The 16,599-nt window shown below is 60.4% G+C and carries 13 protein-coding genes; 10 read left to right on the forward strand and 3 right to left on the reverse strand.

What is annotated here, in order from left to right:
• The first annotated feature begins 35 nt into the window (after positions 1-35).
• From ACKN61_RS23785 to ACKN61_RS23830, 10 genes are all read left to right on the forward strand, one after another.
• Positions 36-692, forward strand: coding sequence for a hypothetical protein (locus ACKN61_RS23785; RefSeq protein WP_408951537.1), 657 nt, complete (start codon positions 36-38; stop codon positions 690-692).
• Entirely contained in the window at positions 686-1,015 is a 330-nt protein-coding gene (locus ACKN61_RS23790) for a hypothetical protein (RefSeq protein ID WP_408951538.1), read from the forward strand. The genes ACKN61_RS23785 and ACKN61_RS23790 overlap by 7 nt, the downstream gene beginning before the upstream one ends.
• Positions 1,016-1,071: 56 nt before the next feature.
• Complete coding sequence (locus tag ACKN61_RS23795) at positions 1,072-1,245, forward strand: carbon storage regulator (protein ID WP_408953899.1); 174 nt, start codon at positions 1,072-1,074, stop codon at positions 1,243-1,245.
• A gap of 212 nt (positions 1,246-1,457) precedes the next feature.
• On the forward strand, positions 1,458-6,035 hold the full coding sequence (locus tag ACKN61_RS23800; RefSeq protein WP_408951539.1) for an RHS repeat-associated core domain-containing protein: 4,578 nt from the start codon (positions 1,458-1,460) through the stop codon (positions 6,033-6,035).
• Positions 6,032-6,526 (forward strand): hypothetical protein, encoded by a 495-nt coding sequence (locus ACKN61_RS23805; RefSeq protein WP_408951540.1) that lies wholly within the window; start codon positions 6,032-6,034, stop codon positions 6,524-6,526. Before ACKN61_RS23800 ends, ACKN61_RS23805 begins: the two co-directional genes overlap by 4 nt.
• Positions 6,527-6,613: 87 nt before the next feature.
• Positions 6,614-7,096, forward strand: a complete 483-nt coding sequence (locus tag ACKN61_RS23810) for a hypothetical protein (RefSeq protein ID WP_408951541.1) — start codon at positions 6,614-6,616, stop codon at positions 7,094-7,096.
• Between the two features lie 159 nt (positions 7,097-7,255).
• A complete protein-coding gene (locus ACKN61_RS23815; protein ID WP_408951542.1) occupies positions 7,256-7,744 on the forward strand; it encodes a hypothetical protein in 489 nt (162 codons plus the stop codon).
• 54 nt (positions 7,745-7,798) lie between these two features.
• Complete coding sequence (locus tag ACKN61_RS23820; protein WP_408951543.1) at positions 7,799-12,565, forward strand: BPSL0067 family protein; 4,767 nt, start codon at positions 7,799-7,801, stop codon at positions 12,563-12,565.
• Between the two features lie 36 nt (positions 12,566-12,601).
• Positions 12,602-12,937: an STY0301 family protein gene (locus ACKN61_RS23825; RefSeq protein WP_408953900.1), complete on the forward strand. Its 336-nt coding sequence runs from the start codon at positions 12,602-12,604 to the stop codon at positions 12,935-12,937.
• Between the two features lie 143 nt (positions 12,938-13,080).
• Complete coding sequence (locus ACKN61_RS23830) at positions 13,081-13,623, forward strand: hypothetical protein (RefSeq protein WP_408951544.1); 543 nt, start codon at positions 13,081-13,083, stop codon at positions 13,621-13,623.
• Positions 13,624-13,736: 113 nt separating this feature from the next.
• On the opposite strand, the gene ACKN61_RS23835 is transcribed toward ACKN61_RS23830, so the two are convergent.
• From ACKN61_RS23835 to ACKN61_RS23845, 3 genes are read right to left on the reverse strand one after another with little or no spacing between them, the layout of a single operon-like run.
• Complete coding sequence (locus ACKN61_RS23835) at positions 13,737-14,180, reverse strand: hypothetical protein (RefSeq protein ID WP_408951545.1); 444 nt, start codon at positions 14,178-14,180, stop codon at positions 13,737-13,739.
• Positions 14,181-14,183: 3 nt separating this feature from the next.
• Positions 14,184-16,397, reverse strand: a complete 2,214-nt coding sequence (locus tag ACKN61_RS23840) for a phage tail protein (protein ID WP_408951546.1) — start codon at positions 16,395-16,397, stop codon at positions 14,184-14,186.
• Positions 16,384-16,599, reverse strand: a complete 216-nt coding sequence (locus ACKN61_RS23845; protein ID WP_408951547.1) for a hypothetical protein — start codon at positions 16,597-16,599, stop codon at positions 16,384-16,386. Before ACKN61_RS23845 ends, ACKN61_RS23840 begins: the two co-directional genes overlap by 14 nt.

Below are 16,599 nucleotides of genomic sequence, written 5' to 3' on the forward strand. Positions count from 1 at the left end.
CGCACCGCCCCGCAAGGGGCGGCCAGGAGCGCTTTGTGCCTCAATTTCAAACCCCGGCGATGCATTGGAAGCTACCAACTTGGTTACGCCGGCTTTTTTTCACTCATCGCAACCGGTCGTCGCAGCACGCCGCTGGCCACTACGAAGCCGTGTTCCTTGCGGCTCAGGCGCGTTCGATCCTTTGGGGGCTGCATCCGCCCTCGATGAATCCACTTCCGGCTAGGTACGCCTCACCGTCAGCGATCGCAGCCATTCGGTGGCAGCTGCATCGTGCGGTTGGCCACTTGGGCGAGGATGTCGTTGCTACACACCGGTTCGGCATCACCGCGGCGGTGCGAACGATGCTGGAAGCCGAGCTTAAGGTGCCGCTGGCCTATACGCTCGGATACATCCGACAGAACGGCCAGCGACTGTGTTGCACCCCGATCGCAGGTCTGGAGCAGATGCTGCGTACCGGCATCGCGCCTGGCGCGCGTGTGAGCCTACACGCGTGGCTCACCTTGCCAAGTCATGAGGTCATCGACGTCAGCTTCTGGGCTTTGTTCCCGGACCTAGGCTGCGCGGATGAGCGCGAGATGCGAAGCCTATTCATGCATCCAGATCAGATGCCGGGTCGCAGCTACCACCCGCAGTGGGTCGGGGACGAGTTCGTCCGCAGGATCGGTGTACTTAAGGAGTACGAGGGATGGTAGGCGCAAGGGTTGTGCACTTCGACGTGGTCTGGCGGGGACCTCTGAACTGGCGCGTTTCCGTCAACGGCGACGACGAGCATGTGCCGTTTGCCTCCAAAGAAACGTGTGTCGCTGCCGCCCGCGCCCGCGCCCGTCAGCGGCATCACGATACCGGAATGCCCACGGAAGTCCGAGCACCAGCCCTCGATGGCGCGCTGGAATCAGTCGTCACGTACATGCTGCCGGAAGACCTACTTGAGTACTGTGTGGAGACCGAGAGCGGCAGCAGTCGTCAACTGCGCGAAGCGTGCGACGTGTATGGTTTGGTGCACGCTCGTCCATGAACGTCAAAGGCCGAGGTTCAATGCTCGTCCTGACTCGTTGCCCAGGCCAGGCACTGATGATCGGCGATCAGATCGAGGTGCGCCTGTTGCCTCCTCGATTCGCGGGTGAAGTACGAGTCGGTATTACGGCTCCGAAAACGGTCCACGTCGTGCGCGAGGAGCTTCTGTGCCAGCCCCCGCGCCAAGGTCCCCGCGATAGAATGTGCCGCAAAGGGAAGGACCATGTCTGATCTCTTTCGCAAGCAGGTCATCGAGCCCGGAGCAACGCCTGGCTTGGCAGCATCAGCTTCGCTCAGGCGCGCCGAACCTGGATGTTGATCAACCCGTAGCCGCAGCATCTCAAATCAAGAGACGCGTTTGCACAACACTGGCCAAGAACAAGATTCGTCGCTGCGTCTCGACGAGGACGGCCTGGACACAACCATATTTCCAAGGAATAACGATGCTCGTTGGGAAAAGACTCATTCCGCTAGCCGCAAGCCTCGGTGTCGCGCTGACTGCCACGGCCCCATTTTCGGCGATGGCCGCATTCCCGGTTGAGACCGGACGGTCCCAGTGGCCTGCACCTGGTCCGAATTGGATGGGCGCATGGCCGTCGACCTATACGCTCCGTGACGCCATGGCCAGCTGCAAGCAGCACAAGATCGATAGAGCCGAGGACTTGATTGAGTACCCGCCGATGCAAGACGGATTCAATCAAAGGACATGGATCATCACCGACTGCAAGAAGGCAATTGTCCAGCCTGAGGTGACAGGGGGAAAGCTCACCATTCATTTGGAGATGGGCAATCGGTACGATCTTCCGCCATCTAAAGATCCGCCCGTGGAATGGTATGCGTACTATTACGGGTCGACCAACGCGTACTGGCCACTGAAAACACTCGAGGAGGACAGCGGCAAGAATCTAGGTCGAAGCGATTGCAGCAACAACTGCATCGGCAATCCTATCGTGGTGAACGCCGCAAACAAGTTCCAGGACGAGACGGACTATGCCGGCACCGGCGGCAGGGGCCTGAAGTTCCATCGTTACTACAACAGCGCCCCCGAAGTCGAATCGGCTGATCTCGGCGAGAACTGGCGGCATACGTACAGTCGGAATCTTGAGTTCAATGCCTTCTCGGCCGACAGTAAGGCCATCACTGTCCATCGTGATGACGGCATGCAGATCATATTTCGCAGGGTCGATGGCGCGTGGTTGCCCAGTGCTGAGGTAAAGATGGTTTTGATCCCAACCTTGGAGGCAGGACAGCCAATCAGCTGGGAGCTGACCAATGCCGCCGATGGGTCTGTCGAGACTTATGACGCGGATGGACGTCTGTTGGCTATCGACTACCGCGATGGCTATCACCTCACACTTGAGTACGCCTCGGGGCTCCTTAGCACGGTCACCGATGCTCAAGGACGGTCCTTGCACATCTTGCACAATGGGGATGCGCAAATTTCGTCATTGACCGATCCAAACGGCGTCAGGTACGACTACACGTACGTGGCTCCCGACTACCCTACCTTCCCGGGGGATACGGAACGGCGGCTAGAAAAGGTCGTGGCTACCTCAGGGTATAAGCGGGAGTACCGATACTACGCAGGCACAGAGATTGGGATGCGCGGACTCCTGACTCAGATCCTGGATGAGACCGGCGCGGTGAAAGCCACGTTCGGCTACGACAACAGCGGCAATCCCCTATCTACGGAGCACTCTCAGGGAGCGGAACGCTACGTTGTCGAAGGTGGCCAGTACGGCACAACGGATGTCGTGTATGCGAATGGCCTGCGATTCAAGTACAAGTTCACCACGATCAACGGGCGGAAACTCACGACGGATGCAGAGCGGATCTGCACGGACGGCTGCGCCAGCGCGACGGCCGTCTACACCTACGATGCCAACGGTTTTCCCGATCGGGTTGGCGACTTCGGGCGCACATCTGCGGACTACGACTACAACACCCGCGGGTTGGTCGCACAGAAGCGCGAAGCTATCGGAGATCGTGAGGAGCGGCTAACGCAGATTGATTGGCATCCTGTGTTCGACGTTCCGACGGAGGAGCGCGTCTACAACCGTGACGGCGAGCTTTGGACGAAACGCCAGTGGACATATAACGGACGTGGGCAAGAACTCACTGCAACTAAGATCGACCCGCTGAGTGGAGCCGCGCGTACCAGCACGACGAGCTACTGCGAGGCTTCCGATGTCCAGGCGGCCCGCTGCCCAATCGTAGGGCTGGTCACGCAGGTGGACGGACCGCGGACTGACATCAACGACACCACAATCTACGCCTACTACGCCCAGGACGACGCGGGATGTTCCACCCCCACCAGCAGCTGCGATCACCGAAAGGGCGACGCTTGGAAGGTGATCAATGCCCTGGGCCAGGTCGAAGAGGTTCTTAAGTACGACCGCAGTGGCCGGGCAATTTCCAGTCGTGATTCCAATGGCATCGTTACCGATCAGGAATATCACCCTCGTGGGTGGTTGCTCAGGCAGGTCGTACGGGGAAGCGACAGTGCCACCGAGACGGATGATGCAATCACCATGATGGAGTACGACTCAGTCGGGCTCTTGAAGAAGACCACGGACCCAGATGGCGTCGCGACCCGTTTTGAGTACGACCCTGGTGGCCGACTGACGGATGTGATCAGCTCCACCGGCGCACGAATCCACTACACACTGGACAACGAGGGACGCCCAGAGAAGACGGATATCAAGGACCCGGGCGGCGTGATTCAGCGCACCCTATCGACCCTGCGTAATCAGTTGGGGCAGATCAAGACCGAAAAAGACGCCTATGGGCGTACGACCAACTTTACATACTCCGCCGCGGGCACACCGAGCTATACGACCGACGCCTTAGGGCGCCAAAGCACTGAAACAGCCAATTGGTTCCGCCAGACGGACCAGACACGTGCCAACTTGACCGGTCGCACCACGGGTGCAAGTCACTTCTACGATGCCGTTGGCGAGATGATTTCGACCTATGACGGCCTGGGTCGCGAGACCGGCTACGATCGCAATCGGTTTGGCGAAGTCTTGACGTTGAGGAGTCCGGCGACTGGATCGAGCACCTACGCCTATGACAGCGGTGGGAACCGGACCTCGGCGACCGACGCAGACGGACGGCTCACTCAGTACACCTATGACGCGCTCGGCCGATCATTGTCAACGCTCTATCCGACCGATCCGACCCTGAACGTAACTCGCTCTTACGACGTCCCGTCCGCGGCGTGTGCGGCTGATGAAAAGTTCGGCAGGGGCCGCCTAGCCCGCATCACGGACTCGACCGGCTACACCGACTATTGCTATGGCCGCTACGGAAACATTGCCAGGAAGATCCAAGCGGTCAACGGAAAGACGTTCACTTCGCGGTACGAATACACCAAGGGTGGTCGGCTTAAGGCAATCACCTACCCAAGCGGTACGCTGGTCGCGTACGGGGCGAACAGCGAGGGCAATATCGCAAGCGTCACCGTGACCCGGCCGGGCCAAGCTAGCCAGGCGCTTCTGACGGGCATCACCTACTACCCCTTCGGTCCCGCCGGAGAGGTCGTCTTTGGCAATGGTCGCCGGTTGCGCCGACAGCACAACTTCAACTATCAACCGACGAGTATCCAAGACTCTGGGGTGGACGGCCTTTCAGTGGGCTTCGTTTTCAACGAGGTCGGGAATCTTGTCGAACTGCGGAAGGGCGACCAGTCCACACCGGCCTTGCGAAAGTACGGGTATGACACGCTCAATCAGCTCGCCGACGTCAAGACTGGAGCGGACGCTCCGCTCAAGACTTACCTTTACCATGACTTCACCCAGAACCGAACGACAGAGATTACCAATGGCGCGACGAGCATTAGCTCGGTCTATACGGTGGATCGCTTGACCGAATGGAACGGCGTAGCGCGAGCATATGATGGCGCCGGAAACACGATAAGCATCGGAGGCGCGGCTAAGGAGTTCACCTATAACGCGGCCGGCCGGATGAGCACCGTCAAGGCCAGCGGCCAGACTAAGGCCACCTATCGCTATAGCGGCATTGGCGAGCGAGTTCAGCGGCAGATCGGCAGTGTCGTGGACTATACGAACTACGATACGGTCGGTCGATTCCTCGGTAGATATGGTGCTACTGGCGCTGCTGTCCAGGAAGTGATTTGGTTAGGGGATACGCCTATCGGCCTTATTGCAGCAAACAAGCTTCTGTATATCGAGGCAGATCATCTGGGGACACCTCGCGTCATCATCGATCCGTCGCGACAACGGGCGGTGTGGACCTGGGATCTCGCCGGCGATGTCTTCGGAGCGACGCTGCCGAATCAGGACCCGGACAAAGACAGCCAATCGTTTGTATTCGATCTTCGCTTCGCCGGACAGCAATATGACGCGATCAGCGGGATGCACCACAATCTCTTCCGCGACTATGATCCCGCGACGGGCAGATATCTGCAAAGCGATCCAATCGGCCTGCAGGGCGGCTTGAATACCTACCGGTATGTGAGCAGTTCCCCTTTGCTTTGGACCGATCCAACGGGGCTGCTTCAGTGGACTGAGCTTCCGGCTAGGGAAATGTGGGGCGCTGTCGCCAGAGGAGGTCTGATGGAAACCTATCCCGGCGATGGCATCCAGGGGTATGAGCCAAACACATTGGCGCGAACGGGCATTGATTGGACCGTCGGCGTCAAGTGCCAGTGCGACATGGGGCAATACCGCTTGAATGAGTTTTCCGTGACGATCGAGCCTTTGGTCTTCTTCAGGAGCAGTTACAGTACGGCCAAGCTGACGAAGGAAGTACGTACTGACGAGTACGAGCATGTTAAGGATTTGAGGATGTGGATGGCTTCTGCAAGAAAGCGTGCGGCCAAGATGGAGAAGGTCCTCCAGGCCAACATTCATGCTGCCGAGACGGAGTGCGTCGCCGCAAACCACGCCGAAATGGGATCATTCTTGGCTATCGGCGCGCGGAAAGCCGTCCTCAGATCGAGTAAGAGATGGGACAAACCTGGAGAACACATGGCCGTAACTGGGGAGCCGCCGCTATGAATCATTTCAAGTCAATCGCAGTTTCGGTCGTTATTGTTTTCGCATCAGGATCAGTAACAGCTGCCGCGAAAGAATGCGGCGGTGGATTAAGGAAGGCTGTTCGAATTGAATACCTTGGCAACGACGCAGAGCGCGCCAAGGACTGGCACTACATTTACGGCAAGTACGTACTGAAGAACAATTCCGCTAAGACGTTGTCATTTGACAGCTACAAAGATAGCGTGGCGCCGGTTGTTCTGTACCCAATGGGCTTCAAGGTTGAGCGCTCATCGGATAGTGGCTGGTCTGAAGATGTGCGCGCGCTCGATCACCCGCGGGCACCGGATGCAACCGTTAGCGTGCCGCCAGGGGGCGAACTGCTTTTTCTTGGACAAAGTCGCCGAAGTGAGCCGGTGCTATATCGGATAAAGATACGTGAGAAGCGTGGCTGCTGGCTCACCTCGGATGCATTTCACTTTGCCGAAGCCGGCGCAACGGATGTACCCAACTAGATCGTGCGGCAAGACTAGCTTGGAAGGTGCGGGAGGCATGCCCACGCGAGCCGTCTGGCATGCTTCTTGTTCATCAGAGAACCCCTCATGAATTGGATCATCCTCCTCCTACCTCTGATCCTTCTTCTTCCCGCGAGCTCGCATGCGAACGGTGACTGCGACAAGCCAATTGAGGGGGTTCGGATCATCAACGATGGCCTGGATGCTGCGCGCGCTCACGATTGGGGCTACGTATATGGAAAGTACGTATTGATCAATGATTCAAAGAAGACCTTGCGATTCGCTACATACAGGGGTGAGAAGGAGCCGATCAAGCTGTATCCACTCGACTTCATAATCGAGAAGCAAACAGTCGATGGATGGAGCTATGACGTGACGGTCATCGACCACCCGTTACCTGCATCAGCCACGGTTACTGTGCCTCCGGGTGATCGATTGACCTTCCTAGGGCTCAGTAGGCCCACCGGGCCGGAGATCTATCGCGCCAAGATTCGGCAGATGCGCGGCTGTTGGCTCCCTTCAGAGCCATTTCAGTTTACGGGCGCCGCTGAATCGAGTGAGCCCCACTAGGCGGTGTTTCCCGAGCTTTCCGATTCACACCAAGGTGGGACATTTCAGCGCCCTCTCCATTCAGCTCATGTCAGGGGACTGCGCTAGCCGAATGGCGATCGACGTCTTCGTTTGCTGAGCGAGCTCTATCCAATCAAGTGACATATCCAGGGCAGCCCGATGAAAAGGATTTCGTTCGCTTTTGGTGCTATTTTTCTAATAGCATTATTTGCTACAGATGCGGAGTCGTGCGACGTCCCCATCGAGGTGGCACGAGAGATCAGTATCGTGTTTGTCGGTGAGGACGCTGGGCGATCGAGCGCTGGCTCCGCGACGCTCGGCAAATATCGAATAACGAATTACTCGGTCAAGCCTTTCGAGTTTGCTGCGTACAGGGGGATGCCCCCACTTCGCGCCTATCCAATGGACGCCTTGGTTGAGTATCGAGACCCGAGCGGGAAATGGGTGTTCGACCTCGTCGTCCTCGATCACCCAATGCCAGCAAATAAGATCGTAAGGGTAAAGCCCGGGCGATCGTATGAGTTCGTCGCCTCCGGCAGTGGTGGCCCACGTGAACTCTATCGACTGAAGCTTCGGCAGCCAGATGGATGCTGGCACTACTCGCAGCCGTTCAAGTTCAGTCAGCGCCAAGCAAAACCAAAGCAGTGATCCCGCGATGTCGCGCGGGCGCTGCTTCTATTTCAATTCTCAAGGACAGACCAAATGAACTTAAAAGGAACTCCCGGCCATCCGGCCCGGGGAATGCTCAGGGTGTCAGTAACAGCAAATTGCGTTGCAATCATACTTGCTAGCCTGGCGCTTCCTAGCGGCGCCTGGGCGCAGGAAAGCGGCCACAAATGGCGATTCTTTGACACGACCTACAACACACAGCAGGAAGCCGAGGCCGCGATACGGGCAATCGGTAACGGCTATGAGTACGTCAGGGTCGTGCGTGATCGTCGCATTGCCGAGGACAAGATCGAACTCGTCTACGGCATCCCCTACGAGATCGGCGCCTTGCGCGATTGGCATGCCTTTAGCTCCGGCAATGCCGGTGTTACTACCAGCGAACAAGCGTTTCTCGATGCGATACGCACGTACTACAACAACAAGAGCATCTCTGTCGGCTGCACACCAAACACGACGGCAACTCTCGACCGCAACTGGCGAGGCATTCGGTTCTGGAGTGATGGTGTCGCCTATCAGGAGATGGCTGATTACAAGTTGAGGTATGTGAGTAAGCCTATCGGCGGTACCACCTGCGGAACATTCTCCAGCAACGAGTCCGTATTGCGTGACCGCCGCCGATGCTCTAACGAGCATCTAGTTTGGGAAACCGGCGATGTCTGCAAGAATGACGTCTACAAGCACACGCTGGAGGCCCCGCTGGTCGCGTGCGACCCGTGCAATCTCATCGGCAATCCGACCGATATCTCGACCGGCGACAAGTTCGAAACCGAGTCGGATTTCGATCTGGGTTGGGTTTCGCTGCAGCGGTATTACCACTCGGCCACATCCAACAATGGCAATGGCGGGTTCGGCCACGGCTGGACGCATTCGCATGACTTCCGACTGGCGATCAACGCCAACGATTTCCCGACCGTCATTGGTCTTGTACAGCCGAACGGCTCCCATCTGGCCTTCCGCAATCTGGGCTCAAATGTCTTCGAGGCCGCGGACGACAGCGGCGATCGCATCATCGCCAACGGAGCCAACTGGGAGCTGAGCCGCTCCGATGAGGTAATGGTCTTCAACGCCAGTGGCCGCGTGGTCGAGCGGCGTTTCGAAAACGGCACCAGCCTGGCCTACGTCTACGACGCAGCGGGCCGCCTGACGACGATCAGCCACTCCAACGGTCGGTCGGTGGCCTTCAGTTACCAGGGCGTATCCACCCTCTCACCGATTGCCTCGATCACGTCGGCCGGGACGGCGCTCGCGACCTATGGCTACAACGCGAACGGCCAGGTGCAGACCGTGCAGTTCGCGTCGCCGGAGTCGCGTACTTATCACTACGAGGACACCAACTTTCCGCTGCATCTGACCGGGATCAGCGCCGAAGGCGGGGTGCGCTTCAGCACGTTCTCCTACGACACCCAGGGCCGCCTGATCGTCAGCCAACACGCCGGTGGAGCGGACAAGGTGTCCGTAGCTTATACCGCCCAGGGCGGCGCTGTGGTAACGGACGCCCTCGGCTATCAGACCAATTATGGCTTGAACGACGCCGGCTCCACGCTGCCCAAGCCGCGCAGACCCGGCGATGTGGTCGACAGCAAGGGCACCGTCGCCCGCACCTACTACCCCGAGTCGCAAGACTTCCGCCGCCGCCTCGACACCGTCACCGACCGCAACGGCACCCAGACCAAGCACACGTACGCCGAGGCCAACGACCCGGTGACCGGGCAGCCGGCGCGCACGCATACGGTCAAGGAAGCAGTCGGGCTGGCGCAGGAACGCAGCAGCGCGGAACGTCGCGATGTGGCCAGCAACCGCACCGTGCTGACCCAGATCGGCAATCGCGAGACTCGCATCGTCCGCAACGCGCGTCTGCAGCTGGTCACGGTCACCGTGCGCGACACGGTCAGCAACCAGACCCGCACGACGACCTACGCCTACTGCGAAGCGGCCGATGTGGCCGCGAGCAACAGCACCTGCCCGATCCTGGGGCTGGTCAAGTCGGTCGACGGCCCGCGCACCGACGTCAACGACGTCACGACGTTCCAGTACTACGGCAGCGACGACAGCACCTGCGCGACGCAGCCGGCGCTGTGCACCTACCGCAAGGGCGACCTGCGCAAGGTCGTCGATGCGCTAGGCCGCGTCACCGAAACCTTTGGCTACGACCCGCAGGGCCGTCCGTTGTCGGTCGTCGACGCCAACGGCATCGTCACCGATTACGAGTACCACCCGCGCGGCTGGCTCACCGCGACCAAGGTGCGCGGTGCTGACAACGCCGTCGAGACCGACGACCGCATCACCCGGGTCGAGTACTGGCCGACCGGTCTGGTCAAGCGCATCACCCCGCCGGGCGGCGCCTACATCACGTACACCTACGACACCGCGCAACGCCTGACCAGCGTGGCGGACAAGGCCGGCAACAAGATCCAGTACACCCTCGACTTGGCCGGCAACCGCAAGCAGGAAGACACCAAAACGGCTTCCGGCACTTTGAAGCGCACCCTGTCGCGCGTCTTCAACACGCTCGGACAGTTGCAGGCTGCCAAGGACTCGTTGGCGCGCGCCACGAACTTCAGCTACGACAACGACGGCAATCCGGACCTGACCACCGACGCCCTGAATCGCGTCACCAATCAGGACCACGACCCGCTCGATCGTCTGAGCCGCACCCTGCAGGACGTCGGTGGCCTCGCGGTCGAGACCAAGCTCGAATACAACGCCCTCGACCAAGTCACCAAGGTCACCGATCCGAAGGGTCTGGCCACGACCTACGGTTACAACGGCTTCGGCGACCAGATCCAGCTGTCGAGCCCGGACACCGGCGTCACCACCTACGGCTACAACAGCGCCGGCCTGCTCGCGAGCAAGCAGGACGCCAACGACGCCAGCCCGCATATCTACACCTACGACGCCCTGAACCGGCCGAAGACGGTGTCGTACAGCGGTGGTGCGGCTGACGTCGAGTACGACTACGACATGGTCAACACGGTCTGCATCGCCGGCGAGAACTTCGCCCTGGGGCGTGTGACTGCAATGCGCATCGACGGCACCGAGCTGAAGTACTGCTATGACCGCTGGGGCCAGCTCGTGCGCAAGGTACAGACGGTCGGCACCCGCAGCTTCACCCTGCGCTACGCCTACACCAGTTCGGGCCAGGTGCGCAGCATCACCTACCCGGACAACGCCATCGTCGACTACGTCCGCAACACCCTGGACCAGGTCACCGAAGTCGGGATCAAGCCGGCCGGCGGCGTGCGCACGGTGTTGCTCAACAACGCCGCCTACGAACCGTTCGGCCCGGCCACCGGCTGGACTTACGGCAACGGCCGCAGCTTGGCCCGCACCTACGACCAGGACTACCGCGCCAAGACGATCCTCGACAGCGCCGCTGGTGGCTTGTCGCTGGCCTACGGTTACAACGAAGTCGGTGAGCTGACCGAACTCAAGGACGGCCTGCAAAGCGCGTTCCTGGCCAAGTACGACTACGACACCCTGGGCCAGCTGAAGATCACCCGCGACGGTCCGACCGGCATGCCGTTGGAGACCTACGGCTACGACGCCACCGGCAACCGCAGCAGCCTGCTGCACGGCGGCATCACCACCAGCTACACCTACCCGGGCACGAGTCACCGCCTGAGCAACGTCGGCGGCGTCAGCCGCGGCTACGATGCGGTCGGCAACACCACCAGCATCGGCGGCACGGCCAGGGAGTTCGTTTACAACGCGAACGACCGCATGAGCCAAGTCAAGCAGGCCGGCGTGGTGAAGGCCAGCTACCGCTACAACGCCAAGGGCGAGCGGGTCTCGCGGGCCGACAACGCGACTGGCGCGATCACCGGCTACACGCTGTACGACGAAGCCGGCCACTGGCTCGGCGACTACGACGCCAACGGTGCGACCAAACAGCAGGCCATCTGGCTGGGAGACGCACCGGTCGGCTTGGTCGTCGGCGCCGGCGTCGCGCAGACCCTGCGTTACGTGCAACCCGACCATCTGGGCACCCCGCGCGCAGTGATCGACCCGAGCCGCAACGTCGCGGTCTGGACCTGGGATGCCAAGGGCGAAGCCTTCGGCAACAACCCGCCGAACCAAGACCCGGATCAGGATGGCACCGCGTTCGTGTTCGATATGCGGTTTCCCGGGCAAAAGTACGATGCTGCGAGCGGGCTGGTCTACAACTACTATCGCGATTACGATCCGAACACGGGGCGATACCTTCAGAGCGATCCTGTTGGGCTTGTCGGCGGAAGCTCCACTTACGGGTACGTGAAGGGAGCCCCACTAAATACCGCGGACCCTCGCGGGTTGCAGCCTGCATTCGGCTCAGGCCGGATTTGGTCTAATGGCCCTATAGGACCACTCGACGGATTGCCTGGTCACCGCCAGACGGAACACGTGTTCGCGGATGCAATGAAGATGGCCGAGAGATTGTCAGCTCGTGAGACGATAGCTGCTTTGGATGAGGACAGCGATGGCGATACTCACTGCGCGGAATTGATCAAACATTCGAGCACATTCGCAGCACCGAATGCCCAGCAGTTTTGGAGGCAAGGTCGTAGACTGCGTCCTGGGCTTCAGGTTGCACCGGGAACCGCTATAGCAACTTTCGATGAGAATGGCCGATACCCCGTTGGTCCCGTAAAGCACGCTGCCATTTTTATTGGGTACTCTGAGGGCGGCACGGGTGTACTGGTTCTAGACCAGTGGGATGGCGTCAATTTGCAGTATCGAGAGCTTCGCTGGAACTACACCATCGGTAATCCGCACACGAACTACGTACAATCTGCCTCTAATTTCTCAACCATCATTTGGTGACCCATGTCAATTTCTGCTGTGGCATTAGCTGTGGGAATGCAGATAGCCGCCTGCCCGCCGGTGATTGAAGATGCGCAAAGCATCCAACCCGTTACAGGCTGGAGCGTGTCCGTTAGGAAGCATCCTCGACGTTTAGATCGGGTAATGCTCTACACCGAAGAGCCCTCCAAACGCCGATCCGTGATGCCAGTCCCTGGCAAAGTAAAGGGAACACAAACCTGGAGCTTTAGGGGCGTGGATATCTGGGTCGAGTGCGAATATAGAGATTCCGCTGCTGTGCTCACCAGAAACCTAGGTCCTGTTACTTCCTGTGATTTCACCCGCCACCAGGGTGGCTTAACTCCGCCGGCGAAATTGGTCTGTAAGAAGTAGGGTTGAGCTTTTCGGCCGTTTGATCTACTGAGTTAACAAAGGCCCCGGCAACGGGGCCTTTCTTTTTCGTAGAAAGTCCCCGCAAAATAGCCGACAGCGCACCAACAATTGTCGCCCTCGAGCATGCAAAGCAGGAGTCCTTCATGACCCACGTCCCACCGGCTCCAAATGGATTTGAATGGAGGCAGTTCAGCGACGTTTTCGTCCTGAAGCCACTGGGCTGGAATGAGCGAAGCAAAGTCGATACGACGAAAGAACCGTCTGTTGACCTTCATGCGACCAGTCCCGAGACATTCTCGGAAACTGAATTCTTCGAGACGGGATTTACGCTTCAGATAATTCGCAATGCGGGCGCACTCTATAGCGCCAGCGCGGAGGCCGTTGCGTCCGCACATCTTCTTCCCTTTCTGCAGGAACGAGCGAAGGAGGACATCTTGCTGCTCAATGAGGAAGTGCAAGGCGAAATCGTGCGCATGATTGCACGCTATGTTGACCACTCTCCTGGGCTCAGGCCAGTCACGGTCCACAAGTTCTTAGCCGTAAACAATACGGCTGATTGCGTTCATGTCTTTACCTTCGAGAGTCCGGTAGAAACATGGGACGAGAACTGGGCAATGTACGGCGAGACGATCCTGGGCAACCTCTGTATGAAGCAAGACACGCCAGCGAATGAACCGATCTATTGAACCGAGCATTTTGCGACGAATTTGCACGCTTCGCTTTTCATGACTTGGGTGGCTCGGATTCTCCGGGTCTGACTCGATAGATGGCGTCGAGACCAGCTTATGGCGAACAGTCGCTATGGGTCCGTAAAGAACGCAACCCCATCCAGGGAAAGCCACCCGAGCACACCGGTCCCGGGCTGCGAAACCAGCACGTCACCATTAGCTTTGACATCGATGCGCGCCTGAACGCTCGAATCGCTGATGGCGGTAAAGATCTGCTGTGCAGTCGGGCGGAACCCGACAGGGAGTACGAAGATGACGGTTCCGCCAGCGCCGGCCTTTACCAGCCCTCGCAACTGGACCCGGCCTCCATCGCGTCGGTAGCCGGCTGACGCGAAGACGTCGCCATAGTTCGCCCACGGCGCGTTGAGCGTCGGCGCCTGCCAGGCGCCCTTACGCAGGTCGGCAACTGCGGCTGTGGTGGTGCTTCGGGTCTGCCCGCCTTGCACGATGGGTACGATCTCAGTGCCGGCCAGTGCGCTGGCGGCCGGCAATTGGGAGAGCTTCTGATTCGCCATGATTTACTCGATGAGCAGGTAGTCGCCCGCTTCAGTGACCAGCTCATCGCCGGTCTCCGTGCGCAGCAGTCCGTTTTTGAAGTCGAAGGTGTGGCTCGCTTTTTGCCAGCTAGTCAGGCCATCCCGCGTGGCGCCGATTTCTGCACGCACGCGATACGCGCCGCGAAGTGGCGAGGTGTAGTTGCTGCCCGTTAGAGCGGCCGGGCTATCGAGGGCCTGACCCGATATCGCTTCTAGCAGCCGCAGGACATAGGCCGTTCCGGCCTCTGGGCCGATCGAACCTTGGCCGTGGTCGACCAGTTGGTCGGCCTGCAGACGTCGATCACGGTGCGCCCAGGACACGACCAGGTCGCCTTCGATCAATGCCGGATAGCTCTGCCCATTTAGCTTCAGGTCTCCGGGTGGGTACGGCCGTGCCTGTCGTTGAGCCAGTTTGACCGTATCCACAGGCGCCAGCGCGGGATCAAGCTGCGCGCTGGACGTGCGCGTCAGAAGTTTCGCTTGCACGGTCTCGCCGACACTGTAGTCCGCCGGATCGTTTGCGGCGAAGTCGTCGTAGAACCAGATGCGCGTCCCGGGTGCGTGTGGCACCGGCACGGTGTCGGCGCAGCCCCGGGCCAACGTCGCGGACTGCGTCTGTGGGTCGATGGCAACTACACGGACGATCTCGTCCTCGACCAGGGCGGCGGTGCCGGCGGTAATCTGATCCAGCCCACGTCCGGATGAGAGCTGAACCGTCGCGGTGGTCGCGACCATGGGCTCGGCCAGCAGGGCGGTCGGGCACCAATCGCCTACGCCGGCTTCGGCGAATTCGCCGTTGCCGACGCGCGTGGTCAGCACGTAATTCAACGCCAGCCCTGTCGCTTGCTCAGCCACAGCCAGGACCGCGCCGGCATCGACGGGGACGGCCGCCAGCGCCGCGGCGTTGAGCGTGGTCGCCAGGTCGCGGTAGCTGGCTTCGATCAGCCTGCGGTTCGGCGGCGGCTGCGGATTGCGATCTGGCGGGGTCCACACCGGCGGCTGCGGTTCCAGATAGGCGGTCGCCGGCAACCCGAACACATCCTGCACTGCAGCGATCGTGATCGCACCTTCGGCCAGCTTGCCGTCATCGAACGTGCCCACACGCAGGACCAAGCTGTCCAGGCCGCGAAACGGATCGCGAATGCGGAACACGCCACCCGGCGCCAACATCCCACCGCGCCGGTCGAAACGCAGCTTTAATCGCTTCAAGCCCGAGCAGGCGATGGTCAGATCGCGCATGCCGACTCGGCTCGCCAACTCGGCGGTGGGCAGCCCTTTGTATTCGGTGTTACCGGACGCGACGCCGCCCGTGGCTTGGATGCCGGCGAGATCCTCGACCCGGATCTGCCGCTCTTCGTCCTTGATCGGGTCGTACCACGTCACGATCAGTTGATTGATCGCGCCGTCCTGAGCGGCGCCTTCGTCCTCCTCGATCGCCAGCAGACCCGACTCGTAATCGAACACCGGCAGGTCTTCGATCCGGTAGTCGTCGCGCAGCAATTTCAGCGTCAGCCGGCCGGTGGAGCGGTCGGTGTACTGCGCCGCGCCGATGTGGTCGATCACGACCTGCATGAAGTCGCTGATAGACGACTGCCGGTTCCAGCGCAGGCACATCCCAAAGCCTTCGGCGTGCAGCGTGTCGGCCGCCCGGCGATAGCTGGCCTCGTCCAGCACGCCGCGATCCAGACCGCGCCCCCAATCGCGGTTGGTCAGGCACTCGACCAGGATGTGCGCCGGGTTCATGGCGCGGATCGCCCCGCTGCCGAGCCAGATCACCGCCCTCTCGGGATACCAGGGCGCTCCGTCCCACCCCGCGAGCGCCCGCCGGGCGCGCATCTTCCAGGGCTTGGGATACGGATTGTTTGCCGCGATCTGGCCGTCGAAGTATTGGGTCGTGACATTGCGGAAGGCCGGCGTTGGCACGCCATGCAGCGCGCCCAGCGCCGGCAGCACCGCCTGGGCGGCCTCGCCCATCAGGACATCGAGCCAGCCCTTGATCCCGCCTTCGCCCTTGTCGCCGCCGAAGAGATCGGGCTTGTTGATGAAGATGCGGCCGGTCTTGGTGATCGATCCTTTCCAGGCTTCGCGATCGCCGACTTGGATTTCGACCAGCTCATCGATCGGTCCGCGCGACAAGCCCATGTGCAGGCCGAACAGGTAGCGATGGCCGACCGTCTGCTTCTTACTGCTGCCCACGCGCGGCCTCCGCACGCGCGAACGCGACCAAGTGCAAGCCCAACGCGTCGCCGGTCGCTTCGATAACCTCGACCTCGATGCCGTCGCGAACGAACGCGCTCCAATCCAGACCGTAGTAAGCGAACCATTCGCGCCCACCTTGGGCGCAGTAACCCGGCCGCGCGCCGAATCCTGGCGCACGACGCAGGTGATCGAGGGTCAC

It is taken from the genome of Lysobacter sp. Hz25 (assembly GCF_046097045.1).
In the GTDB taxonomy this organism is placed as follows: Bacteria; Pseudomonadota; Gammaproteobacteria; order Xanthomonadales; family Xanthomonadaceae; genus Lysobacter; species Lysobacter antibioticus_B.